Annotated in this window: 17 protein-coding genes and 2 tRNA genes; 9 read left to right on the top strand and 10 right to left on the bottom strand. The window is 40.2% G+C overall.

The genetic code is table 11. The features are described 5' to 3' along the window. Positions 1-55 precede the first annotated feature (55 nt). On the bottom strand, positions 56-1,045 hold the full coding sequence (locus N7U62_RS11255; RefSeq protein ID WP_264138070.1) for a glycosyltransferase family 2 protein: 990 nt from the start codon (positions 1,043-1,045) through the stop codon (positions 56-58). 87 nt (positions 1,046-1,132) lie between these two features. On the opposite strand from N7U62_RS11255, the gene N7U62_RS11260 reads away from it, so the two are divergent. The 5 genes from N7U62_RS11260 (at position 1,133) to N7U62_RS11280 (ending at position 6,393) form a co-directional block, all read left to right on the top strand. After that, complete coding sequence (locus N7U62_RS11260; protein WP_264138071.1) at positions 1,133-2,731, top strand: capsule assembly Wzi family protein; 1,599 nt, start codon at positions 1,133-1,135, stop codon at positions 2,729-2,731. Positions 2,732-2,786: 55 nt separating this feature from the next. Beyond that, on the top strand, positions 2,787-3,191 hold the full coding sequence (locus N7U62_RS11265; RefSeq protein WP_264138072.1) for a hypothetical protein: 405 nt from the start codon (positions 2,787-2,789) through the stop codon (positions 3,189-3,191). A 252-nt stretch (positions 3,192-3,443) separates the two neighbouring features. Further along, a complete protein-coding gene (locus tag N7U62_RS11270; protein WP_264138073.1) occupies positions 3,444-4,253 on the top strand; it encodes a DUF3108 domain-containing protein in 810 nt (269 codons plus the stop codon). A gap of 64 nt (positions 4,254-4,317) precedes the next feature. Further along, positions 4,318-5,409 carry a phospholipase D-like domain-containing protein gene (locus N7U62_RS11275; RefSeq protein ID WP_264138074.1) on the top strand — a complete coding sequence of 364 codons (1,092 nt, stop codon included), beginning with the start codon at positions 4,318-4,320 and terminating at the stop codon, positions 5,407-5,409. Positions 5,410-5,475: 66 nt separating this feature from the next. Then, complete coding sequence (locus tag N7U62_RS11280; protein WP_264138075.1) at positions 5,476-6,393, top strand: CDP-alcohol phosphatidyltransferase family protein; 918 nt, start codon at positions 5,476-5,478, stop codon at positions 6,391-6,393. Here the strand turns inward: N7U62_RS11280 and N7U62_RS11285 are convergent, their stop codons facing one another. Continuing rightward, complete coding sequence (locus N7U62_RS11285) at positions 6,394-7,089, bottom strand: hypothetical protein (RefSeq protein ID WP_264138076.1); 696 nt, start codon at positions 7,087-7,089, stop codon at positions 6,394-6,396. A gap of 151 nt (positions 7,090-7,240) precedes the next feature. Here N7U62_RS11285 and N7U62_RS11290 point away from each other — a divergent pair, with 151 nt between their 5' ends. Continuing rightward, positions 7,241-7,975, top strand: a complete 735-nt coding sequence (locus N7U62_RS11290) for a phosphocholine cytidylyltransferase family protein (protein WP_264138077.1) — start codon at positions 7,241-7,243, stop codon at positions 7,973-7,975. Between the two features lie 202 nt (positions 7,976-8,177). Here N7U62_RS11290 and N7U62_RS11295 read toward each other — a convergent pair whose 3' ends face one another. The 3 genes from N7U62_RS11295 to N7U62_RS11305 form a co-directional block, all read right to left on the bottom strand. After that, positions 8,178-9,245, bottom strand: a complete 1,068-nt coding sequence (locus tag N7U62_RS11295; protein ID WP_264138078.1) for an inositol-3-phosphate synthase — start codon at positions 9,243-9,245, stop codon at positions 8,178-8,180. Between the two features lie 106 nt (positions 9,246-9,351). After that, a complete protein-coding gene (gene rlmD / locus N7U62_RS11300; protein WP_264138079.1) occupies positions 9,352-10,764 on the bottom strand; it encodes a 23S rRNA (uracil(1939)-C(5))-methyltransferase RlmD in 1,413 nt (470 codons plus the stop codon). A gap of 71 nt (positions 10,765-10,835) precedes the next feature. Then, complete coding sequence (locus tag N7U62_RS11305) at positions 10,836-11,573, bottom strand: SH3 domain-containing protein (RefSeq protein ID WP_264138080.1); 738 nt, start codon at positions 11,571-11,573, stop codon at positions 10,836-10,838. Between the two features lie 81 nt (positions 11,574-11,654). Here N7U62_RS11305 and N7U62_RS11310 point away from each other — a divergent pair. Next, positions 11,655-11,727 (top strand) — tRNA-Lys (locus N7U62_RS11310). Positions 11,728-11,776: 49 nt separating this feature from the next. Then, a tRNA-Lys gene (locus N7U62_RS11315) sits at positions 11,777-11,849 on the top strand. Positions 11,850-12,315: 466 nt separating this feature from the next. Here N7U62_RS11315 and N7U62_RS11320 read toward each other — a convergent pair. Then, positions 12,316-16,197 carry a carbohydrate-binding protein gene (locus N7U62_RS11320; RefSeq protein WP_264138081.1) on the bottom strand — a complete coding sequence of 1,294 codons (3,882 nt, stop codon included), beginning with the start codon at positions 16,195-16,197 and terminating at the stop codon, positions 12,316-12,318. A gap of 346 nt (positions 16,198-16,543) precedes the next feature. Here N7U62_RS11320 and N7U62_RS11325 point away from each other — a divergent pair, with 346 nt between their 5' ends. Further along, on the top strand, positions 16,544-17,902 hold the full coding sequence (locus N7U62_RS11325; RefSeq protein WP_264138082.1) for an NAD-dependent succinate-semialdehyde dehydrogenase: 1,359 nt from the start codon (positions 16,544-16,546) through the stop codon (positions 17,900-17,902). An 82-nt stretch (positions 17,903-17,984) separates the two neighbouring features. Here N7U62_RS11325 and N7U62_RS11330 read toward each other — a convergent pair whose 3' ends face one another. The 4 genes from N7U62_RS11330 to N7U62_RS11345 form a co-directional block, all read right to left on the bottom strand. After that, entirely contained in the window at positions 17,985-19,886 is a 1,902-nt protein-coding gene (locus N7U62_RS11330; RefSeq protein ID WP_264138083.1) for a glycoside hydrolase family 127 protein, read from the bottom strand. Positions 19,887-20,073: 187 nt separating this feature from the next. Then, positions 20,074-21,705, bottom strand: a complete 1,632-nt coding sequence (locus tag N7U62_RS11335) for a RagB/SusD family nutrient uptake outer membrane protein (protein WP_264138084.1) — start codon at positions 21,703-21,705, stop codon at positions 20,074-20,076. 18 nt (positions 21,706-21,723) lie between these two features. Beyond that, on the bottom strand, positions 21,724-22,335 hold the full coding sequence (locus N7U62_RS11340) for a hypothetical protein (RefSeq protein WP_264138085.1): 612 nt from the start codon (positions 22,333-22,335) through the stop codon (positions 21,724-21,726). A 69-nt stretch (positions 22,336-22,404) separates the two neighbouring features. Continuing rightward, a complete protein-coding gene (locus tag N7U62_RS11345) occupies positions 22,405-24,981 on the bottom strand; it encodes a SusC/RagA family TonB-linked outer membrane protein (RefSeq protein ID WP_264138086.1) in 2,577 nt (858 codons plus the stop codon). Between the last annotated feature and the right edge of the window lie 69 nt (positions 24,982-25,050).

Raw genomic sequence — 25,050 nt, forward strand, 5'->3', positions numbered from 1 at the left:
GAATCCATCAATGATCAGGAAAAGAGTTTAGATGAGTCATTCCTCAAATGAAGAATTACAACATCGACCTTTCATTTCCAAATTTGGACTTTATCATCTTAACGCATAATTCAGGGCTGTTTCTATCAAAAATGAAATTACTGGAAAAAACTAATTTAAGAAATTCAAAAAAACCTATTTCTTTAGTACTTTGAATTAGCATATACTTTGTCATAGCCAAATGCCACTGGTCAATTTTAGCTACTTTGATTTGCTTGACTTTTTCAAAAACCGAGGATTTATCTGTTGACCAATTGATACTTTGGAATTCCAAACCTTGATCTCTTAAAAAGTCCATGAGAGCCTCTCTTCTGATTTTGTTAGCCACTATATCCTGAATTCTCTTTTTTCGTGTACTCGCTTGTGAAGGGTGAATTCTATATTTAAGCAAGACCTTTGGAAGGTTAGATAATTTACCTACCCTAGACAAATCATACCAAAACTTATAATCTTCTGCCAGCGCATAATCCTTATCTCCATCAATAAAGGCATACTCTCTCTTATATCTAATATTGTGCTCTTTGATTACGCTATTACGAATTATACTTGATGGATTTTGAATAGTACTAAACCAAAATATGTTTCTTCGACACTGCTCATCATTTGGACTGAAACGCTTCCAAATTTTGGAATATTTACCAAAAACCTCGATATAGGTCCCTGAAGCGGCTATTTCTGGGTGACTATCCATGTAGCATATTTGTTCTTCTAGTTTGGTTTTAAACATAATGTCGTCAGCATCCATCCTGCAGATATATTCAGTTCGACATTTATCCAAGCCAGTATTTAAAGCCTTTATAAAGCCTTTTTCGTCAAAATGTAAGACCTCTATTTTGTTACTGCCAAATCTTTCGATAATCTCAACTGTATTATCAGTTGAGCAATCATTAACAATTAAAACTTGAAAATCCTGATAAGTTTGATTTAGAATGCTTTCGATACAATCAGAAATAGTTTTAGCAGCATTATATACTGCCATTAGTATTGTGATTCTTGGTTTATTCAAAGGCTTAGAATTTTCTCAAATTTATGTAAAAAGAATAGAATCATTTATTGAGACTTACTACGTTTGTCCTTATAAAAACACCCGTTTATGAGCAGGAAAATCTTTTATTGCCTTATTATTTCGTTAGTAAGTTCTGCTACAGTGCAATCACAAGTTATTCAACCAGGCAGTCATCTTCGAGATTATTATGAGTTGTTGACACTAAAAAATCCAGAAATATCACAGCCTATTAATATTTATCCAGCAATAATATCTGAGTATGAAATAGATTCTACTTTATCCTGGAACCTTTGGGGGGATAAATTTCGATTAACCCAAAAGACTAATAAAAGTAGGCAATTCTCGTGGGTTGATCCATATATAAACTATAGTGCCAATACTGTCACTCCAAGAGGGTATAATGATGGGGCTATTTGGTCAGGAAAAGGTTCAAACATTGCTTTGACAGGAGGGTTTCAGGGAAAACTAGGCCTCTTACATTACACATTTGTCCCCATTTTCACTTGGTCAGAAAATCTTCCGATAAATATACCTTCCAATGTTACCAACTTTGATAAAAGTCCATATTCATACCCGTTTAATGGCAAAATAGATTACGTGCAACAATTCGGTGAAGGAGCTTATTCTAAGTTTAACCTGGGACAATCTGAGATCCGATTGGTGTATAAAAAAATTACTCTTGGTTTGTCGACAGCTAATTTTAAATGGGGGCCGTCAATTTGGAATCCTATTTTAATGAGCAATAACGCCCCAGGAATTCCTCATATGGATTTAGGAACTCCAGCACCTATTGAGACACGAGTTGGTAAATTTGAAGGAAAAATCTATTGGGGAGCAGCATATGAATCAGATTTTTTTGATGATAACCAAAAAAATGACACAAAGTATGTTACGGGAATTTCTTTAGGTTATGAACCTAAGTTTGTTCCAGGTTTAGGCATAGGTGTCAACAGAGTATTATATAAAACATGGAATAAGGAAACCCATTCCATGTTAGATTATTTGGCCGCTTTTTATCGAAACACTTTTAATGATAGCTTGAAGAATGATGACTATGATCAGATGATTTCTGTAACCATTAAATACCAATTCCCTGAAGTGGGGTTTGTCTGCTATATAGAGTATGCCAAGAATGATTTTCATTCCAATTTGGCTGGATGGTTTGAAGAGTTCGATAGAAGCAGAGCTCTTAACTGGGGACTTTCTAAAGTATTTAATATTAACGATAAGAACTATCTGAAAGTTAATTATGAATTCACCACTTTAAGTGCAAATCAGAATCAGATATTACCTGCAAATTCTAACCCACCATATTATGTCCATGCACACGTTCCTGGCGGATACACTAATCAAGGGCAGATCATGGGAGCAGGCATTGGCACTGGGTCAAATGGTAGTGTTTTATCTTTTAACTGGTACCACACAGATGGAAAATTAGGACTCACATACTCCAGAATAAGATTTAATGACGACTATTTTGTAAATTCAAAGAAGGATCAACGATATCCCCCCTACCCTGCTGATTTTGAAATTAGTGTTGGCATAGATTATGTACATTATTTTCATAAGTTTAGTATTAGGCCAGAAATAACATGGAACTATAGAAAAAATTGGTATTATCAAGACGAGGTTGAGGTTCATAATTTTCATTTTGGCCTGCAAGCTCATTACCTCATTTTTGGTTGAATTAGTTTCAAAAGTTAAACGAATAGAAATAAGGAATTGAATTTGAATTGGTTTTATGCATAAGAGAATTATTAGAACATTAATATTTATAGGCATTCTATTCGTGGTGTCCTTTTACTCTAAAAGTCAATCGAGAAAGGTTATATTTTTCCATGAAATTGATGATCAAGCTAGAGTATACGTAGATGATGAATTGATATACGAAAGTGATGTAGTCGGTTATTTGGGAGGAGTTAGCATTAAGGTTGATATTACTAAACACATTACTACTGGAGATGAAACGGTAACTATAAAATTGATCAACATTCAATGTTCAGATTGTTCTGGAGGAAACCCTTGGAGCATAATTTACGAACTTCTTGACGATGAAGAATCCATTGATTACCAAGTATCTGATGGGATTGGTGGAGCTGGATCCAAACCGGTTTATTCCTATAGTTTTAGATGGGATGACTTATAAAAAGTCATCTTGAAAATAGACGTCTCGCAAGTTTGATAAGATAATTATTAAAAAGACAGGCACTAATAAAATACCAACCCACGCTCAGAAAAATCATTCTTAGCACCTCAAACATGGAGACTTCTATTGGATCCAAATGATATACCTTTGATTGGTTGACTGTGGGAAAAGGCGCAATGATAACAACCTCATGGCCAGCCAGTGTGAGATACCTGGTAAGGCTTTCAATGTGGTTTTTGACTCCCCCTGGTCTTGAAAAATCGTATGGACAAACCTGAGCAATTTTCATTTGGATACTTCCCTGTTTATATGGCAAGATTAGCAATTATGTTGTTAATCCTGGCGGGAAATTGTTTGGTTAATGCTCAAAGTAATCGAAAAGTACCTAAGCACCATTTCGAAACTGGAGAAGAGCTTATCTATTCCATGCACTATGGATGGTTTACGATTGGAAAAGCCACCATTTTAATGGATCAGGAACTTTGGAACATACAAGGTAAGCCTCACTATTACCTGCAATGTCGTATCCAAACGACCGGAGTCTTTGATTTTTTTTCCTCTGTAGATGTCTGCGCAGAATCATGGATTGATGTAGCTACATTGAGACCTACGATCTCCTATCGTCAATTTTTTATAGGACAAAGCATGGATATACGTACAGACAGGTTTGAATATGCCGATTCTGTAACTATATCTACCTATGTGGAGGATGTCAACCGTCACCAAGTGGCTAAGGTCAATATTTCGGACACCCTAGTCTTAGACCTACTCAGCACCTATTTGAACCTTCGGGATATCGTTTATTCGAATGATGGGTCTGATACGACGATGGTTAAAATGCACTTTTCCAATGACATTTACCCTTTTGGAATTGTTCATTCTGGTATGGAGGATGAGTATTATCGATTTGATTTGATTTTTCCTGAGACTGAAGAATATGAGAAGGGAAGCCCCGCTTATTTGTTGGCCAAAAAAGAAGACACCATTATCCCAGTGAAACTAGTGGTAGAATTGACTTTGGGAAAACTTGTTTTTATTCTAAACAAACGGAACTATTATTGATTTAAACCTTGCGTCTCTATCTAAGCTCAACTAACCTTGTGAGCTACCAATTGAATAATGCAGCATGCAATCAAAAATCCTTGTAGGTGCTAAGGAATTTATGAATGCTCTAAAATCTAGAGCTCTAGCAGCGACCCAATCGTTGTATGTTCAAGCGATGACTTTTGAAGGAGATTCGGCAGGTGAATCACTAATAAATCTGATGATTCATAGCCCAGCTAAAGATAAAAGGTTGATCATTGATTCTTTTTCCAAAGTAGTGGTGAGTGATCATTTCGTTTTCGGAGCGAGGTATTTAAAAGATTCCAAGTTTAGAGCAGAAGTTCACAACACTTATCATTTGATCGATAAGGCCAGGTCCCATGGTATTCAGGTGAAGTTTATCAACCCAACGGGTCCGATGATGCTGCGATACCCTTTGCGTAATCATAAGAAGATGATGATTGTTGATCAACAGTATGCTTTTATTGGGGGAATCAACTTTAGTGAACACAACTTTGAATGGTATGACATGATGGTCGAGTTGAAAGATCCCAGTACCAGTGATGAGTTATCTAAAGATTTCCTCCAAACTTGGAAGGGAGTTAATCAATCAAAAAACATTAGCGTTAACAGCAATCAATTGTTTTTTTTCAATGGAATAAAAAGCGAGAGAATGTATGAAGAGTTCTTTGATTTGATTCGAAAGGCAAAAAAAAACATTCTAGTCATCTCCCCCTACATTTCAGATCCATTGTTACCCATTCTAATGGAGAAGGCCAAATCAGGGATCAAAGTGGATATCATTTCTCCAGAGCAAAACAACAAAGGTTTTTTTTACAATTATTTGATAGCTCAAAGCTCTGAAGGTCAGTTCAACTTATATCATCACCCGGGAATGTTCCACCTAAAAGCCATATTAATTGATAGCAGAAAGCTAATTTTTGGAAGCAGCAATTATGATTTGATCAGTTATCATTTCGAACAGGAAGTGGTAGTGGTCTGTCAGGAAACCTCCTTGATCCAGGAGTTCATAACAAGGATTGTACGACCAATGAAAGAAATATCTAAACCATACTTTCCCAATGGGGTATCTTCCATAAAGTCCAAAATGATATTGAAGATCGTTAGTAAGTTAAGTCATATCTTATCCAGATCGTTCCTAAAACCTGCGTGATTCATTAAACTTGCGCGGTAAATTTAGGAATCGCTTGATTTCCTTCTAAAAGCAAAAGAATTAGTGATGAACATTATCAGTAGAATCCGCCAAGATTTTAGAAAATCATATCAATCGATCAAACTTCCTCAGGTGGAAGAAACTTTTGACATCTATTTTAGTCGGTTTTTTGGATACTACTTTGCAGTACTTGCAAAACGGATGAGCCTCACGCCAAATCAAGTTTCACTCAGCAGCTTGTTTTTTGGTCTCATTGCAGGGGTACTATTTTATTTCCAAGAGAATTTCACACTTATGATGACGGCCTGCTTTTTGATAACTCTGGCAGGATTACTTGATTCTGCAGACGGACAACTGGCTAGAATGACGGGACAATCAAGTGAGTTTGGGAGAAAGGTCGACGCTCTAATAGACATTTTGGTTTTTAGTGCTGCCTATTTAGGAGGTCTCTTCTACTTTTTTCATCATGGATACGGTTGGTGGATAGTGCCATTAGCAGTGGGAGCGGGTTACTTTCACAGTATCAAGTCTGCTGTCTATGAATTTTATAAGACCGAATTTATTTATTACTTAAATGAGGGAAAGGGTTGTCACCGAGTCTCATACATTGAAGAAGTAATGGCAAATCCGCCAAAGAAAGGGATTGGCTTGAAAATAATGCACTACATGGAAATTGACTATATCCAAAAGCAGGCCATGTTTCAAGGTAGAAAGCGGGCAGTCAGAGAACAGTTCGAGCAATGGGCTTTAGGTAAAGAATCCGCTAAATTCAAGGACAAGTACAATAAAATTCAGACATCTATCCTGACCTGGTGGGCTCTTGTCGGTGGAACAAATGTTCATCGCACAGCATTGATGGTATGCAGTTTGTTTGGCCGAATGGACATTTACTTTTTCTTTAGTATTTCAATCACTGTATTTCTTATTCCAATAGCGATTTGGCAAAATTCATTGGACCGAAGACTGATCGAGGAAATGAAATGACTACTTTCTATTGAGACTCCAGAAAGTAAGGTACCCACTTATAGCTGACATCACATGTATGAATGAAATATGAATATCTATTCCTATGACTGTCAGATTAAGAGTTTCAAAAGAAGCTATAATCAATGGTATTGCCCATTTCTTACGACTATCATAGGTCAATGCACCTGCTGCTGAATAAAGACCAACAGATCCTCCCATCCAATTTCTCTCGAATCCGAAGGAAAAGAACTCAATATGAGGCCATAGATATAACCCAACATTAAAAAACAGACCGAAGAAGACACCCACGAAAACATAGGACCCAAAAAAAACAACCAAAGCTTTTTTGTAGCCATATTGGACTTCTAAAGACTGAATGGTTAGTAGAATTCCAAAAATCGTAACAAAAAAAATGTGATCAATTCCATTATGAAAAAAAGGAGCTGTAAACCAGCTAAAAAAATAGGCAATCGGGTTGCTTATCATCTTCCCCATCCAAATAGCGCGATCACAAGCAAATGCATGCTGCCAGCTGTCATCACAGTTTCGGGTGGAAGCAAACCCTAAAATTCCAACAATGGACCAAATGAAAGTGAAATAGATAATGCTAAAAGGTCTGCTTTTAAACCATTCAATGAAACTCATTTTTTGGCCATGGGTATCAGTCCAAAACCACTGAAATGGAATTAGCTGCTCAGATGTGTGATTTTTCATTATTTCACTAATACCGGATTACAAAGATTTGGAACATCCTCTTTTGAAGTCTATCAAACTACTGGGCATAAACACCTCACTTCTCTTGTCCAAATAATTTTATACTTCATAGACAACTTGTCTTCGTAAAGATATGATAATTTTGATGTCTATGGTTAAGCACTGTGTCATATTAGTCGCCGGCAGGAATAGTAGGTTAGATACCGGTAAGCCCAAATCACTTTTAGAAATTAATGGAGTATCACTACTGGAACGTCATATTCAGTTATTCAGTAAAGAGGGCTGCGATAACTTTTGCATAGTCACAGGCCATAACCCTGAACCTATTAAAGAGAAGGTTGAAGAGTTAAAAAAGCGATACGAGGTTGCAATTAACATTGCACACAACGACCGTTATGACTTAGAGAATGGATTTTCAATAAGTGTTGTTCAGAACTGGGTAAAATCAATAAACTCCGAGGGCTTTTTTCTTACAATGGGCGATCATGTTTTCGACTCTCTGTTTATTTCCAGCTTTCAAAAAGATATAACTAAAAGAGATGGAAAAGAAGCTTTGTGTCTCGCGGTTGATACCCCGTCCGAATTAAACCGTCATATTGATATCGAAGATGTAACCAAAGTTTTAATACAAGAAACAGGATACATCGAACAAATTGGAAAAGGGATTGCAAAGTTTAATAGATACGATACAGGTTTGTTTTATATGAAGCCTGATGTATTCGAGTCATTAAATAAGTGCTTTGCTCAAGGAAAGTATACCATATCAGATCTTGTCACCTCTTTAATTCAGGAATACAATGCCACTACTATTGATGTGACAGGTTATCTATGGAATGATGTGGACAATCACTCGGATCTGGATATTACCCGCAAGCTATATAGCTGACACCTTATCTTTGATCCTTTTCTTAAAAATAGAAGTCCTGAATTTCGTCATTGATAACAATTCAACCTTTTTCAGATTGAGAAAAGCATGACTGGAACGTTTTAAAAGAAAGCAGGAATTTCGTTCAAAAACCTATAAAACAAAAAAGCATTGTCGACTGACGTGACAATGCTTTCAATATCTATAGTAGCGCTATTTAAATTTAGACGCTTGCTTTAGCCGTCTCCAAAAATTCATTCATCCTTTTCAGTATCTCTGTTTCACTGAACTTATCTGCGGGCGATTTAAATCCGAAGGCAGAAACAACAGGCACATTTCCGGCATGTCCCATGTCTTTTGCCAATTTAGCCAAACGGATCACATCCAGCATAACCCCTGCGCTATTAGGACTGTCCTCTACCTTTAGTTTGAGTTCCAGTTCAAAACGCTGATTACCAAACTGAGAACCATTGACATTGATATAGCAAATTTTGGTATCATTAAGATGTGGAACAAAATCACTCGGCCCTATACGCACTGCAGGATCTGTAGTACAATTAAATAGAGTACTTACAGCATTGGTCTTAGAAATTCGCTTTGACATAAGCCGTGACTCGTCGATCATGTTTTCAAAATCGGTATTTCCACCGACATTGAGCTGGTACAAATCATCGATATTGAACCCTCTGGTCATCAAGCTCTCTACTAATACCCTATTTAGATAGGTAGCGCCAAATTGAGATTTAATATCATCACCTGCGCAAACTAGGCCGGCTTCTTTAAACTTATCACTCCACTCAGGTTGTGAGCAAATGAAAACTGGAATGGCATTCAAAAACCCAACTCCTGCCTTCAGAGCTTCACTTGCATAAAATTTGGCAGCCTCCTCACTTCCTACTGGTAGATAACAAACAAGAAACTCAGCACCAGTTTCTCTCAAATAGGCAGCCACGTCTACTGACTCATGATTAGCCTCCACTTGAAAAGATTCAGACATATGTGAAGCTACTCCATCAAGTACTGGTCCAGACACAACCTCTACGTTCAAATTTGGAACCTCTGAAAATACTCGGGCACAATTAGGTTTTGCAAAAATGGCCTCAGACGCATCCTTACCTACCTTTCGTTTGTCAATATCGATTGCACCTACAACTTGTATATCTCCAATCTTATAAGAACCAATCTCTTTTCTAACAAAACCGGTTTGCTCTGACTCGTTCTTATAAAACTCAATTCCTTGTATTAATGCAGAAGCACAATTACCAACACCCGCAATAGCTATCTTTACCATATGATCTAAAAAATTAACGGCAAATTAAGGGAATTTTAACAAAGTCCGGGGGATTTATAGGCTATATTTTTCCCCTTCCTTATTTGAGCCAAATACTACAGTTAATTCAAATATCCTGTTTCAAAACCAACAATACAATATTCTCTACATGATGGGTATGCGGAAACATATCCACCGGCTGAATCTTTTCTACTTGATAATCTTCACTCATCAAAGCAATATCACGTGCTTGTGTCGCCGGATTACAACTCACATACACGACTTTCTTGGGTGAGAGTTTCAGAATCATATTGACCACATCTTCGTGCATACCTGCACGCGGCGGATCGGTAATGATTACATCTGGCTGACCATTCTTAGCCACGAATTCATCGTTGAGGACATCCTTCATATCCCCTGCGTAGAAGTCTGTATTTTCGATTCCATTCACCTCCGCATTGACGAAAGCATCTTTGATCGCATCCTCTACATACTCGATACCGATCACTTTTTTGGCCTGGCTGGCACAATAGTTCGCAATGGTACCAGTCCCCGTATACAAATCGTACACCAGATCCTCTTTAGACAATTCAGCAAACTCCAGAGCCTTATCGTAAAGAACCTTGGCCTGTGCAGAATTGGTTTGATAAAAAGATTTGGGTCCGATCTTGAACTTCAAACCACCCATCTCTTCGACGATATGATCCTTTCCCGAGTAGCACACAATTTCCTGATCAAAGATGGTATCATTTTTCTTCTGATTGATCACATAGAGCAAACTGGTGATCTCAGGAAACTTCTCTTTCAGATGAGCCATCAGGCCTTCGATCGCCTCTCTATCAGGCTCAAAAAACTGAACCAAAACCATCAACTCTCCAATATCTGTCAAACGAATCATCAGATTACGCAACAAGCCATGCTGATCTCTGATATCGAAAAAGGTTAGTCCATTGGCAAAAGCATAACTTCTCACTTCATTTTTGATGGCATTGGTTGGTTCCTCCATCAGATGGCAAGTCTCAACATCCACCACTTTATCAAAAAGCCCTGGGATATGAAACCCTAAACCATTTCGATTCAAGTCTTCACCAGTATCAATCTGGTCCTTGGTCAACCATTTTTTATTAGAGAAAGTAAATTCCAATTTGTTTCTATAGCGCAAAGTCTTTACCGATCCAATAATCGGTGCAATCTCAGGCAAATCCACTTTACCAATGCGCGAAAGGTTATCGGCCACTTGTTGCTGTTTAAACTCCAGTTGAGACTGGTAGTTCAACATCTGCCACTTACAGCCTCCACAAGTGCCAAAATAGTCACAAACGGCCTCTTCCCTCAGATCAGAATACTGGTGATAATGTACTGGATTGCCCTCCATATAAGCCTTACGCTTTTTGGTCACCTGAACATCCACTACATCACCGGGAACGGCCCCTTTTACAAAGACCACCATCCCGTCATGCCTTGCAACCGCCTTACCTTCAGCAGCTACCGATTCTATTGACAGATTTTCTAACCTGATTTGCTTTCTTTTTCTAGCCATGGGGCGCAAAATTAGAGGAAAACCAAAGACTTTTCCCTTTAAGCCAAAAGATTTAGGAGAATATCAGAACATCAAATGACCTTCTTGACTTTAGACTGCTTGATATAGGCTTCACTTCCCATCCAATCTACTTTGACCCAAACATCATCCTCACTCAAAACAGTCAATCTATGCCCTCTCTTGACCACTTCGATCAAATCAGAACCAGCCGATGGACCATTCATCAAATACACATGATCAGCAGATATGATCACTTGTTCTCTTTGAAGCTGAAAATTGGATATAAAGAAAAACACCAAAAGCACCACGCAGAGACTAATGGCATAGGGCAAGGCATTTTCCTTACTTTTGAACTTCTTGTATACCACCACGGTCATCAGCAAAAGAGCAATTCCTAAAACGATGGCATTGCTCATCATATAGTGTCTATTGACGATTCCTTTGAAGAAGTCAAAATCAGTAACCTTATAGCCTTCGAGATCATATTCGCTGGCAATTTCTTCCATCTTGTATCTGGCTTGCTTGTTAGAAGTCAGTAAATAATACTTGTTGAGATACAAAAGTGCCTCGCTGTAATTGCCCAAACCTTCTTTGATATAAGCCATTTTCATGAGCATTTGTGGCGTAGCTTCGTTTTCCTTCTCGAGCAAACGATCATATATCTCGAAAGATTCGGTATATTTCCCTTCTGAAAAAAGCGAATCCGCGTGCAAAAGTGCACGATCCGCTGAGAGGTCTTGCGCTGTTAATGAAGCACTTAGAAAAGTGAAAAATAAGACTGTAATAAAATTGAATAATTTGTTTTGCATTTTCGTCATAAGGCGCCTACATTTGCAACCGCAAAATAAGGGAATGACCTATAAAAATAGAAAATTCTTTTGCAAAATGTCGATTGGTTAGCTCAGTTGGTAGAGCAACGCCCTTTTAAGGCGTGGGTCCTGGGTTCGAGCCCCAGACCAATCACAGATGAGACCTGGTAGTCGTACCGGGTTTTTTATTCTTAGTGATTTTCGATTGGTTAGCTCAGTTGGTAGAGCAACGCCCTTTTAAGGCGTGGGTCCTGGGTTCGAGCCCCAGACCAATCACTATCCAAACAAAAAGCCTCTGAAATTCAGAGGCTTTTTTCGTTTTACAGAATAGCTAAAATCAGGACAATCTATTTTTCTGAGGGATGGCCTTTATTCATTTTAGTTTTTTGTTGCTTCAAATCAGACAAGAAGCAAAAGACTGTTTGAGTCCTAACAGGAATAAGATAAATATCAAGGATTCAAAGTGGGCGAGTTTCTTTTGATTCCTGATTTTAAGTTGTAAAAAGCGTTAAGAAATGAATAGCAGCCTTGATTTCTTTGATTACTTTCTTCATCAAGGAAGAAAGTAATGCCTAGCCGGCAAGGCGAAAGTATCCATACAAAAACAAAGGATTGCCTTGACTAGTAGAGTTGTCAATTAAAATAAAAAGTAGACTATTCCGTTTTATCCCCCAACTTTACTAAGTGATCCCAAAATCAACCCAGGCTGCACGAGACAACCTGGGATTTAGCTAGATCAGTTTTATTCTTTCAAAAATCTGCGAGTGATCACTTCCCCTGCAGATTCTACTTTCAACAGATAAAGACCTCTCTTCATATTTTCAATATTCAATTCGTAAGTCCTTAGACCTTCCGCCCACTCTAATCGAGCGTAGGACTTGCCAGCAATATCCATCACCGAAATAACAGCACTCGCACTACCCTTCTTCTCCAATTGCAACCTATCCTGAGCTGGATTAGGATAGAGTTGCAACTGCAGTGCTTCTTCCAATATAGATGCATCAGCGATGCTACGAGCCCCTGCACAGGACGCTCCCACCACAAAACTGTGAGGTGTGGCAGCTGTATTTCTTTCACCACCCTCTGGCACGCTATAGGTATAATAGAAGTATACCGTCTGTCCATCGCTAACACCTGAAAGATCGAATGGCACGTTGACGTCAACTAAATACCCAGGAAATGGACCTGTTGGATTGGTTCCATAGTACAGCAATACCAGATTGTCTCCTACTCCGGCATAGCCCGGTTCAAAAGTCAAGGCTGGTCCTTCACTAACTGCATAAGTATAGTCTCCACTTTCAGGACCTCCACCACAAGTATTCGATGAGTTATCTTCGACAAACTCTATCCAGTTGATATTAAATCCACTGGTAACCGCTTGCAATCTGATGGTTTGGTTCCCTGCATTGAGAGAAACGGATGTTGTGACAGTCGTCCAGTTTTGCCATCCACCTGTAGCGGTAAAACTGACAGTCTCCAGAAGGTTTCCATTAGAATAAATCTCAAAGCTCTTTGCATCACTACCTGCCGCTGCAACTCGAACATCGATCTGGTAGGTACCAGCACTTTGGGCATTCACCTCATAGTCCAACCAATCTCCAGACTCGATCCACCCGACATTGACACCTCCACCGGCATCACTAGTTGCTTCTGTTTGAATTCCCATCATCGCAGAATAATCCTCAGCCTGAATCAAAGATGGAATAACTACACCAGTTTGTACAGAATTGACCGTTATTGAAGTACCAGTCGAAATACCTCCGGCACTCACAGTGACCTGATGCGTACCCACAACTGTACCTTGATAGAGACCAGCCGCATCAATGCTTCCCGCACTTGCAGTCCATTCAAAACTCGCTGACATAGGATCTCCATTCTGATCATAAGCCTGCGCAGTGAATGGCTGAGTAGCTCCTTCATCAATACTAGCGTTTTCTGGACTGATTGAAATGGTAGTCACCACAGGGTTAAAAACACCCCCTTGCAATTCCAACCAGTTGATATTGAACCCAGAGGTCGCTGCGGTCAATCGCAAGGTTTGACAGCCAGCTGACAGGTTCACAGATATCGATTCGGTAACCCAGTTTTGCCACCCTCCAGTAGCACCGAAGCTAAGGCTTCCTTTTGCACTTCCGTCAGTGGAAATATCGATGGTCTTGCTATCAGATCCAGCACCCGCCAAACGCAAATCCAATTGATAATCTCCTGCTTCAGGCACTTCGATAAAATACTCCAACCAGTCTCCCTGATCGATCCATCCCACATTGATACCTCCGCCTACATCTGAGGTACCTTCTGTATCTACACCCTGCATAGCCGTATAATTCTCAGCTTCTATTTGACCGGGAATGGCAATTGCTCCCTGACAAGCAGGGGCTTCACTGACTGCAATAGCAGCTGTGGCGTTATCGGATAGCGCTCCATCCGAAACAGTCAGTGTGGCAATGTAATTACCAGCTGTTGAATAGGTATGAGAAACAGCAACACCACTACCTGTAGCTCCATCTCCGAAATTCCACGAATAGGTCAAGGCATCACCTTCTGGATCGCTCGATGCGCTCGCATCGAATTGCACCTGTAATGGAGCCTGACCACTGGTTGGGCTCGCTATGAAGGAAGCGGTGGGCGCAGTATTCGAACCATCATATTTATAATACACATCAGCAATAGCCAGATCTGAAATATTACCAGCACCACTGATACTCAACAATTGCAGAACATTGCTAAAGTTGACATTTTCGAAATCCGAAAGTGGGATCTCTAACTCGTGCCACTGACCATCTCTCGCAAATCCATATGGATCACTGCCCGCCTCGAATAGTACGAGGTCTTCCTGCAGCCCTACATTGATTCTCATCTCCAGGGTTTCTGTCGCACTAGATTTCATGGCGATATGCAAATAACCCGTTTCGAAAGCTGATAAATCAAGAAGCTCGTCCGCAGTGAAAGCGAAACCAAACCAGCCCTTATTATTATGAGTATAGCTCAAGGCTGCTTGTCCGTTATAGGTTTCAGTAGGACCTTCAACCAGCGTTTCTTCCCATACATAAAGATCGCCATCGGTCCCTAATTCGAAAGTGCTAGCTACTGCCGTTTCGGTAAAGAGTCCAAAATCCCCGATGGGCGGCACTACTTTGGTGACTTTGGTAGAAGGTTCTATCGAGTAATGAATTTCATCCAGGTCGATAGTTAAGTTCGTAGTAGGCTCATTGAACTCAACGTTACCAATGATCAAGGGCATATAAACATGTTTGAAGTCATTGACCAAAAGAGACAGAGGAATCTCCACATCATGCCATTGGCCATCTCTGACTAATCCATATTTTTCTTCACCAGCAAGAAAATCAATCCCTGCGCTACCCGAAGCACTTTCCGCCGAGATGCGGAAGGGTTCTTGAGAACTCGTTCTTGCTTTGAATCTAAGAGAACCATTGCTGTAATTTTCCAGATTCAAAACATCAGAACTATTGAATCCCAAGCCAGCCCACTGAGCAGCGGGAAAGGTAATGCTATAGGCAGAATCCCCATAGACACTGGCAATGGTCTCGATACTCATAGCTGGGGCTACATCAGCCTCCCAGGTGAAAATTTCAGCATCCACACCAAAGTTCAGTTGGGCCGCAGTATTGTTGATCTCATCATAGATTCCCAGACCACCCGCACGAACGGGGGTAGCATCGACCTGACCTGCAGTCACAGTGCCCACTCCCTGGATATCGTATACCCTGACATAGTCCACAAGCATATGGGCTTCCGAACCCGCATTGGGCAGAGCAGTCACATTTGCAGAAGTGTTCTCGCCTGCATTGACATCAAATGGAAGCCATCCTCCCACTGCCATATTCAGTAAGATGAAAAAATCATCACCTGAGAAGAATTCGTTCTCAAAGGTGGCAGAATTTTGAATCGTAAAAATCGTTTTGGCGGTTGATTCGATGGGCTCCCCTTGAGCATCCGTTTGAAGAATAATAGAGGTTAAAGAATCTGGTGTCCAATGAACGCGATAGACAAAAAAGTCATCGTCCAACTGTTTTCCTGCTTCAGCCAATGCATCATACTTGAAGGTATCTTCATTGCCATACTGGAGGTTGCCCGTTACGCCGGCATCTTCCGCTCTCCAGAATACATTGGCCTTCGCTACATTGTTGACATCAGTGGACATGGCACTGAAGCCCGCCTCCATGATATCAATCTCTCCGGTGAAGGGCCATCGATTGGCATCTCCCAGCATCCAAAAGGCAGGCCATAGCCCATTATTCATATCCGGCAACTTGATGCTCGCTTCGATACGACCATACTTGACACTCAGTTTGTCCTTGGTCAGTAGTCTGGCAGAGGTAAATTCTTTACCATCCACATTTTCTCTTCGGGCAGTGATAGATAGATAACCGTTGGCTACAGAGGTGTTTTGGTTGGTGTAAGTTTGAAGCTCCTGATTGCCCCATCCACAGATACCCTCGGCACAGCCATCGCCAAGTGCAAAGTCCCAGACATTGGTATCCAGGCTATTGCCATTGAACTCGTCTGACCACAATAAGTTTTGGGAATAAAGGGGTGAGAAACTAATTAGTAAGCATAGGTAGGTGAGGAAAAGTTTTCCTTTTCGTTTCATTAAGTCTTTCATGTTAAGTGATTTTAAAAGTTTCAAGTCGGGTCTCATGCATGACCCAACTTTAAAACTCTGACTGCTAACAGCTTCCACAAAAAAATTCACCACAACAAAAACTCATCAAATAGTACGAAACGGTTTTACTTTTCCCGTCTTACAAAGCAAAAACCAGCCTAAATAAGCAAATAAGCGCAATGGATTACACCAATAATACGCCATCTCGAAAATCTCGATTGGCATGAAAATTACTGCTACTTGTACTCCTCTTCCCCTTCATTTGGGAAGACATAATGCCAAAAAAGGCAATTTTCGGACAGCGGTTTGACTAGAGTTCGTTTATTTTGAAACAAATGAAGCGCCTATGAAATCCATTAACCCCAGCAATCTAGAAGTCATTCAAGAATTTGATGAAATGAGCGAAAGCCAAGTTGATCAGATCATCGATCAGGTGCATCACACTTGGCAATCATGGAAACTTACTTCCTTCGATCATCGGGCAAAACTTTTGATTCAGCTAGCAGCTGCCCTTAGGAAAAATAAAGACAGATATGCCAAGACCATAACTGCAGAAATGGGTAAAGTACTATCTGAAAGCGAAGCAGAAATAGAAAAGTGTGCTGTAACCTGTGAGTACTATGCCGAAAACGGAGAGAAATTCTTGGCGACTGAACACATCTCCACTGAAGCCAGCGTCAGTCGTGTGGCCTACGAGCCTTTGGGTATCGTACTTGGCATTATGCCATGGAACTTCCCCTTCTGGCAGGCCTTTAGATACATCATCCCCAGCATGATGGCGGGCAACACTTGCCTACTGAAGCATGCCTCCAACGTATCTCAATGTGCCTTAGACATAGAGGAAGTAATGCTAGAGGCAGGCTTTCCTGTGGATAGTTTCAGGACCTTGCTGATACCAGGAAAAAAGATGGACCGAGTTATAGAAAACCCTAAAGTGGCCGCCGTAACCCTGACAGGAAGTACAGAAGCGGGTCGCGCGGTGGCAAGTAAAGCTGGTGAACAACTGAAGAAGACAGTACTGGAGCTAGGAGGAAGCGATCCCTATGTAATTCTGGAAGACGCAGATCTGGATCTGGCAGTCTCTACTTGTCTGAAGAGTCGATTGATCAACAATGGTCAAAGTTGTATTGCGGCGAAGCGTTTCATTGTAGTGGAGTCGATATATGAAGATTTCAAAAGAACCTTCATGGAAGCGATGAAGCAAAAAACCTATGGCGACCCATTGTCTGAAGTGGATCTGGGCCCTATGGCCAGCACGGCACTTCGAGACGAACTACACGAGCAAGTACTTAGCAGTATCAACGAAGGAGCGTACTGTCTACTCGGAGGAAAAATTCCTAAAGAAAAAGGGGCCTTCTACCCTCCTACTATTCTAGTCAACCTACACCCCGGCATGCCTGCCTTTGATGAGGAGCTATTTGGACCGGTTGCATCTATCATTTCTGCCAAAGACGAGGAAGAAGCCATCGACCTGGCCAATCAAAGCTGTTTCGGACTGGGAGCTGCCATTTTCACCAGAGATGTTAAAAGAGGAGAAGCCATCGCCCAGACGAAACTGCAAGCAGGCTCATGCTTTGTGAATGAGTTGGTTCATTCCGATCCACGTTTGCCATTTGGCGGCATCAAAGACAGTGGCTATGGCCGAGAACTCGGTTCCTTTGGCATCAAAGAATTCGTGAATACCAAGACGGTATTTGTGAAGTAAGTAAACTTATTGAAAAATTATCGATATGCCCATTATAGAGCATACCGATGACTATTTGTTTAACTAATTGTTATTCTTCATGCTATTGGCTCGAATCCCATGGCAGCCAAACTTTCATTTTGCCCACTCCTCTGTTACTCCATGCATAGTAGGGTATTGCTACGAAATTGCCTGAATTGGCCTCAATCATCAACTCATTGATGCCTTTAAGCTTCTCTTCATTATAGCTTGCTTTAACAATACTTTTTTGGCTCAAATTTATTGAATCGAAATTTTCAGGATTGTCTATTTCTTCCACAGCATACACAATAGGACCATACTCCAATGCACCTTTCCCTATGTTTTCAGCAACTAACGAATCCGACTTGACTATATGAGCTTTCATCGGATAATCAAAGTTGATAACAGAGCCACCTTTCCAGGTATTTGAAAATTTATAGTATCCATTTACTTCCACCCCTTTATCCAGTCCTTCACCTACGCTGAAAAAGTATTCAGGAGCAGGATTTTCATAGTAATACAAGCTTCCAGGGAGCACCTCCCCCATGGACCAGCCAGGAATCCTTAGGTAAAGATTAAAGTCTACTGGTTGGCTAGAATTGACGATCACACGCCCCTTCCCGGACCATGGAAATCCAGATTCTAGCTTAATATGAACTTTTTGACCATCAACATCGATTTCGGCTTCATTGTCGATATACAAATTGACGTAAACATTATTATCCTCTCTGGCATAAATCAATCCTGGTATGGCGGGAATAAAACGTATCACATTGGTAGGGCAGCAGGAACAATCAAACCACCCTTTTCGAGTGCATGCCCCCTGGTTGAATTTGTACTCTCCGTCTGACTCCAGCGCATTAGGGTAAAAGAATTTTTGACCATCCAATGACAAACCTGAAATCAACCCATTGTATAGAGTTCTTTCAATCACATCATAGTACTTTTTGTCTCCATCCAGCATGAATAGACGATGGTTCCAGTAAACATCACCTATCGAAGCACATGTCTCATTATAGGCTGTTAGATTGGGTAATTCATAGTTTTCTCCAAAGGATTCCCCTTGATGCTTAGCTCCAATTCCGCCAGTTAGATACATCTTTTTTTCGGTCATATTGTGCCATAGTGCATGCACAGCCTGAATGTATGATGAATCCTGATACAAAGCCGCAATGTCTGTCATAGCTGCATACATATAAACCGCTCTCACCGCATGCCCTACTACTTCATCCTGATCAACCACAGGGAGGTGGTCTTGCGCATAGGAACCAAAATGCTTTCTCTCCGCCTTCAGATCCCCTCTGGCATCCAAAAAGTACTTGGCTAACTCTAAGTATTCTTTCTTCTTAGTAACCCTATAAAGCTGGATCAGCCCTGTCTCAATAATCTGATGCCCAGGGACCGTCTCTAATTTACCAGCGCCAAAAGTTTTACAAATCAGATCTGCATTCTTAATTGCGATATCTAGAAAATTTCTTTTGCCAGTAGCCTTATAGTGAACTACTGCTGCTTCATATAGATGCCCGGCATTATACAACTCATGGCTCATGGACAACCCTTCCCATCGTACGCCTTTGTCCACTTCTACCCAGGTGGCTGGAGGACTAGCAGGGTCTATGGTTCTCCAGGTAGTCAGGTATCCATCCTTTTCCTGACCAATAGCTACAATATCAATCAATGAATCAAGTAAGGCCTCTAATTGAGCATCTGGGGAGCTAATGAGAGAATTGGATGCTCCTTCAATGATTTTATAAACATCTGTATCGTCAAAAGGCATACTCCCTTTGACTTCTCCTTCCATTTTTCCACCAGCAATCAAAAAATTATCTAACCTTCCTTCTTCCTGGCATTTTTCTATGGCATAGGAAATAGTCTTCTGCTGAACTCGCTGGATAATCGGTAACCAAAAATCATCTTCAACATGTACATCCCTAATATTTAATGGCTTGAGGGGATACTCAAAGACCTCTTGCTTAATAGCCAAATCATTTGGTTTTTCTGAACATCCATAAATAAATGGACATAGCAGTATTATTATGAAACATACGATACACTTCATTTTTCTAAATAAATAATAAATCAATTAAACTTTGATTGATCTCTGAACAGGTACCAGAGCAATAAAAAAGATGCTATTCCAAAAAATGAAATAGCATCTTATGGATTAGCTTTTAATATCCCGGATTCTGCGTCAAATTTGGGTTATCATTTAATACGGTCTGAGGAATAGGATACAACGTTCTGTCTGATCCATTTGGAGAATGTGACAACCACGATTTAGTATCAAACGCACCAAAGCGTATCATATCTTGTCTTCTTCTTCCTTCTTGATTGAACTCCCAACCAAGCTCATCCAGGAATCTACCAAACTGAATATCGTCACCACCTTCTATGCTTGTTTCCAGGTGATTTCTCAAGCCATAATCATATACACTTCCTTCTTGCAAATCAGCTCCGGACACAGTCGCCTTTGCAGGATTCGAAGCGAAAGATCGGTTTCGCACCTCTGTCACCAAAAGTGCCGCTTCATCAGCACTACCAGTTCTCAAAAGACATTCAGCCTTCATCATAAGGATATCTGCATATCTGAATACAACATAGTCATTATTAAGGATATTGGTTGATTCAGGAGCTATCTCATACTTACCAAAACGATAGCCATGAATCGCTTCAGAATAATCCACACCTGGCACTTCATTGATAAGATTCAATGGCTGACCAGCATACGCACCTAAAGCAGCCATTATTTCTTCACCAGCCGGAGTATATTGTTGACCATAAATGAAATTTTGAGTCAGACGACTATCCTCAGGGTCGAAAGTATCGATAAACTGTGGAATGGCACACATTCCTCCCCATGGAGAGAATTGCAATCCATATTTAGCCTGCATAGATGGTTGAAGCGTTTGCATATGAATATCAAACTGATTCCATGAAGTGGTATAATCTTCATCTATAGCCAAAGCAAAAATGATCTCGATTGAATTCTCATTGTCAGTCACAAAAACATTCTTTTGATTAGGCTCCAGGGCATAGGCTCCTGAATTGATTACCTGATCACATGCAGTCATACACTCTGCCCATCGAGAAGTTCCTGTGTATACCTCAGCATTCAAGTATACTTTTGCCAGCAACATATACGCAGCCCATTTGTTGAATCGACCATAAGTAGTACCATTATTTTCTTCCAATAAATTGTCGACATTACTCGTGATTTCATCTACTATGAAATCATACACTTCCTGACGAGTATTCTGCACTGGAAGGTAACCATCCTCTACATCAAAGTCCGTTATGATAGGCACATTGCCATACAAGTCGAGCAACAAATAGTAATAAGAAGCTCTCAAAACCTTAATTTCAGCTAGCGTTGATTCATAAAGTTCCTCCTCTAGAGGAATGAAACCCGTCTCTATCTGATAAATGATTTCATTACATTTAGTAATACCACTGTAAGTTCTGAACCACCCCTGATAAACTTGATCATCATTCGGGTTCCAACTATGCTCATGCAACCTTCGGTAAGAACCATCATCAACCCAACCATTGGGTCTAGCTGGCATCACGATTTGATCGGCCGTTACTTCCTGACTTCTCCATATCCCATTCCATAGCAACATAGTTTCTCTCCAGGCGACATAACCTGACCCTACAATAGCTGCAGCATCATCAGGTGTAGGCTCAAAATCCTCCGCCACAATAGTTGAGTAATTTGTATCCTCCAGTTCAAGACAAGAAGATAAAATCACCACTATACCTAACAATATTTTGTTCAATCTATATTTATGAATTATCGTTTTCATATCTGTGAATATTTTCGATTAAAAGGATACATTAAAACCAACAGTAAAGCTTCTGGCCGTTGGGTATTTGTCCCTGCCATCATTACCAGGTGCTAGACCGCCACGATTCACCTCCGGATCTATTCCCTTATATCCTGTAAAAATGAATGTATTCAGAGTAGAGACATATACTCTCGCTGATTGTATTGCACCAACCTTTTCTAAAGGCAGATTATAACCTAATGTGATGTTATCAATCTTCCAGAAGTCTGCATCTTCAACATAATAACTGTTATACTCAAGTGGAGATGCCAAACGCTCTTTTCCAAATACTAAATCTTGTGAAGAACTCAAACGGTTGTAATTAGTGATAGAAGGATTTTCCAAATACATTCTTTCAAAATTGAGCAATTGATAATCGAAAGCTCCTCTCATAGTAATGTTCAGGTCAAAATTCTTGTATCTGACAGAGTTGTTCCAACCTGCATAGTAGTTTGGCAAACCATTACCAAGGACTTGTTTATCATCAAACGAATGCCCAAACTCATCATAAGTAGCTCGCTCACCATCTACAGTTTCGTAAATCCACTGACCATTCTCATCGATATCTACTACCTTGAATCCATGGAAATTTCCTATTTCCTCTCCCACTTCGACAATATGTGTATGTGTTTGAATAGGTTCTCCAGTTTCTCCAGTAGTAAACCAATCGTTTTGAGTCTAATATAGATCATTAGATAAGCTTACGAGTTTGTTCGAGTTGGTAGAAAACAAAAAGGTTGTAGTCCAACTAAAATCAGAAGTAGATATTGGTGTAATGTTTAAAAGTACTTCTATCCCTTTGTTCTCCATCACACCAACATTAGCACGTGTAGTTGGTGCCAGGTTGGGTGGTGTGGGTACCGCATAATCAAAAAGCAAATCCTTGATTTCTCTTTTATACAAATCCACCGAACCGGTAATGAAATTATCAAACAAACCAAAATCTACCCCAATGTTAGTTTCATGCTTTTCTTCCCATTTCAAATCTGGGTTCGGGTTTTGTGCCGTATAGATAGTATTAATCCATTGACCATTGTAATACATCGGACTGCCATATGTCAACAAAGTCACCGCTCGGAATCCTTCATTGTTAGGGTTACCTGTCACACCATAACCCGCTCTTATTTTCAGCTGATCTACAAAATCAGCTCCAGACATAAACGGTTCATTCTCTAGTCTCCACCCCGCAGATATGGCTGGGAAAAGACCCCATGGGTTTTCTGTACCGTATAGTTGACTGGCTGCTTCATATCTCAATGAACCTGACAATAAATATCTATCCTTGAAACTATAAGAACCTCTTCCAAAGAAACTTATCAAGTTAGTAGACCAAGTGCTTCCACCTATATTGGCTTCACCTTCCTGGATACCCTTACCCAAACCTGGGTTGTGATATGAAAAGGCATCCGTCTGAAAATCATTATTCTGCATCCAGAAATCTCTACCATATGTATCCTGGTATCCATAACCTCCTAAAACGGTTACACTATGATTAGGTGTGTTATGAGAATACTGAGCCGTTAATTCAATTAATCTTTCCTGCACATCCCTAGTGCCATTAGACACAAAACCATTTCGTCCGTCTCTCAGAGTAGAGATATGGTTTCTGGATTCTGCATACCCTCTTGTATTGTTGAACTGATTGTAAGACATCAGACTTTTGAATTGTAGTCCTTTGATAGGTTCATATACAATCGTACTGGTCAGCCTCGTGTTTTGAGATCTAATTTGACCATCAGACTCTCTCAATCGAGACACTGAGTTTTCATAGTTGAAATTACCCGTATCCTCATTCCAAGAACCATCTTCATTGGTTACTGGTGCTGTGGGGTTTCTGATCAGAGCCTGTCTGTAGGTGTAACCATTAAAACTCATTCCATCACCAGTATTGTTAAATCTGACTGTACGGCTAAGAACACCTAAATTGAATCTCAATTTTTCATCAAACATGTTGTGGTTTACATCGATACGGCCCGTATAAGTTCTGTTGTCAGACTTAATAAAAATACCTTCTAAATCTCTAATGTTACCACTTACCAGATAATTCGTTTTTGAATTTCCTCCTCTAAAGGTAATATTATGAATCTGAGAAAAAGGAGTACGAGTGATCTCATCCATCCAGTCTGTTGAACTACCTAAATCTTGTCCAGCTGGTCTTAAACCATCTGCTATTTCTTGTCGGTAGTCCTCTGCATCTAACTGTCGTGTGATTTGCTGAGTACTGAAATTGGCAGAATAATCAACCGAGCTAGCATAGTTATCTGAAGCTTGTTTGGTTGTGATTAGAATCACCCCATTGGTACCTCTGGTACCATAAATAGCAGCAGCAGAACCATCCTTAAGAACACTGATAGATTCTATATCTTCTGGAGCTACCAGCTTCAAATCACCTGGCACCCCATTGACCAAGACCAACGGTGAATTGTTACTACCCAAAAGTGTAGAGTTACCTCTTAACAAAATTTGAGTTCCACCAGTAGGATCACCTGAAGGGTTGGCCACAGTCAAACCCGCGACTTTACCTTGCAGCAATTGACCAGCATCTACCACATTACCCTGAACAAACTCCTTTTGGTCCACCTGTGCCAGTGAGCTAGTTACTTCTTCTTTCTTTTGAGTACCATATCCTACTACAACCACCTCTTCGAGAGAAGTCATATCAGCATTTAAGATCACATCGATTGTGCTTCGGTTGCCCACTCTAATTTCTTGAGATGTATAACCTACAAATGAAAAAGAAAGAACGGATTCCTCTCCTGATACTTCCAGACTATACTTGCCATCTATATCAGTAACGGTACCATTGCTTGTGCCTTTCTCCAAAACGGTAGTACCCGGAAGTGACTCACCAAATTCATCAGTTACTTTTCCTGAAACGACCGCCATTATTACCTCAACGATTCTTTTGACACCTACCTTATTTCGTTTGATAAAGATATTGTCATTGACCCTTTTAAAAGAAAGGTCTGTTTGTTGAGAAATACTCTCCAATACTTCAGCCATCGCTACCCCGCTTGTGTTGAGTACTATGTCATATGAAGCAGGATTAATTTCCTGATCAATAAACGAGAAGTTAAACCCCGTCTCTTGCGAAAGCAGCTCTAAGGCTTCATCTAAAGGACGGGCCTCTGGACTCGATTCAAAATCAAGTTGAATATCGTATACGCTTTGACTCTGTCCCTTGCCTTCCATGCTAAAAGCCAAGGTGAAAACAGATAGCTGAAATACAATGCCACAAATAAATATCCTAGACATTATAATTAGATTTTTTAGTAATTTTGTCTTCATGAATTCATGTTTTTGGTAATTAAAAATTATCGAAAA

The organism is Reichenbachiella ulvae (assembly GCF_025833875.1).
GTDB lineage: Bacteria > Bacteroidota > Bacteroidia > Cytophagales > Cyclobacteriaceae > Reichenbachiella > Reichenbachiella ulvae.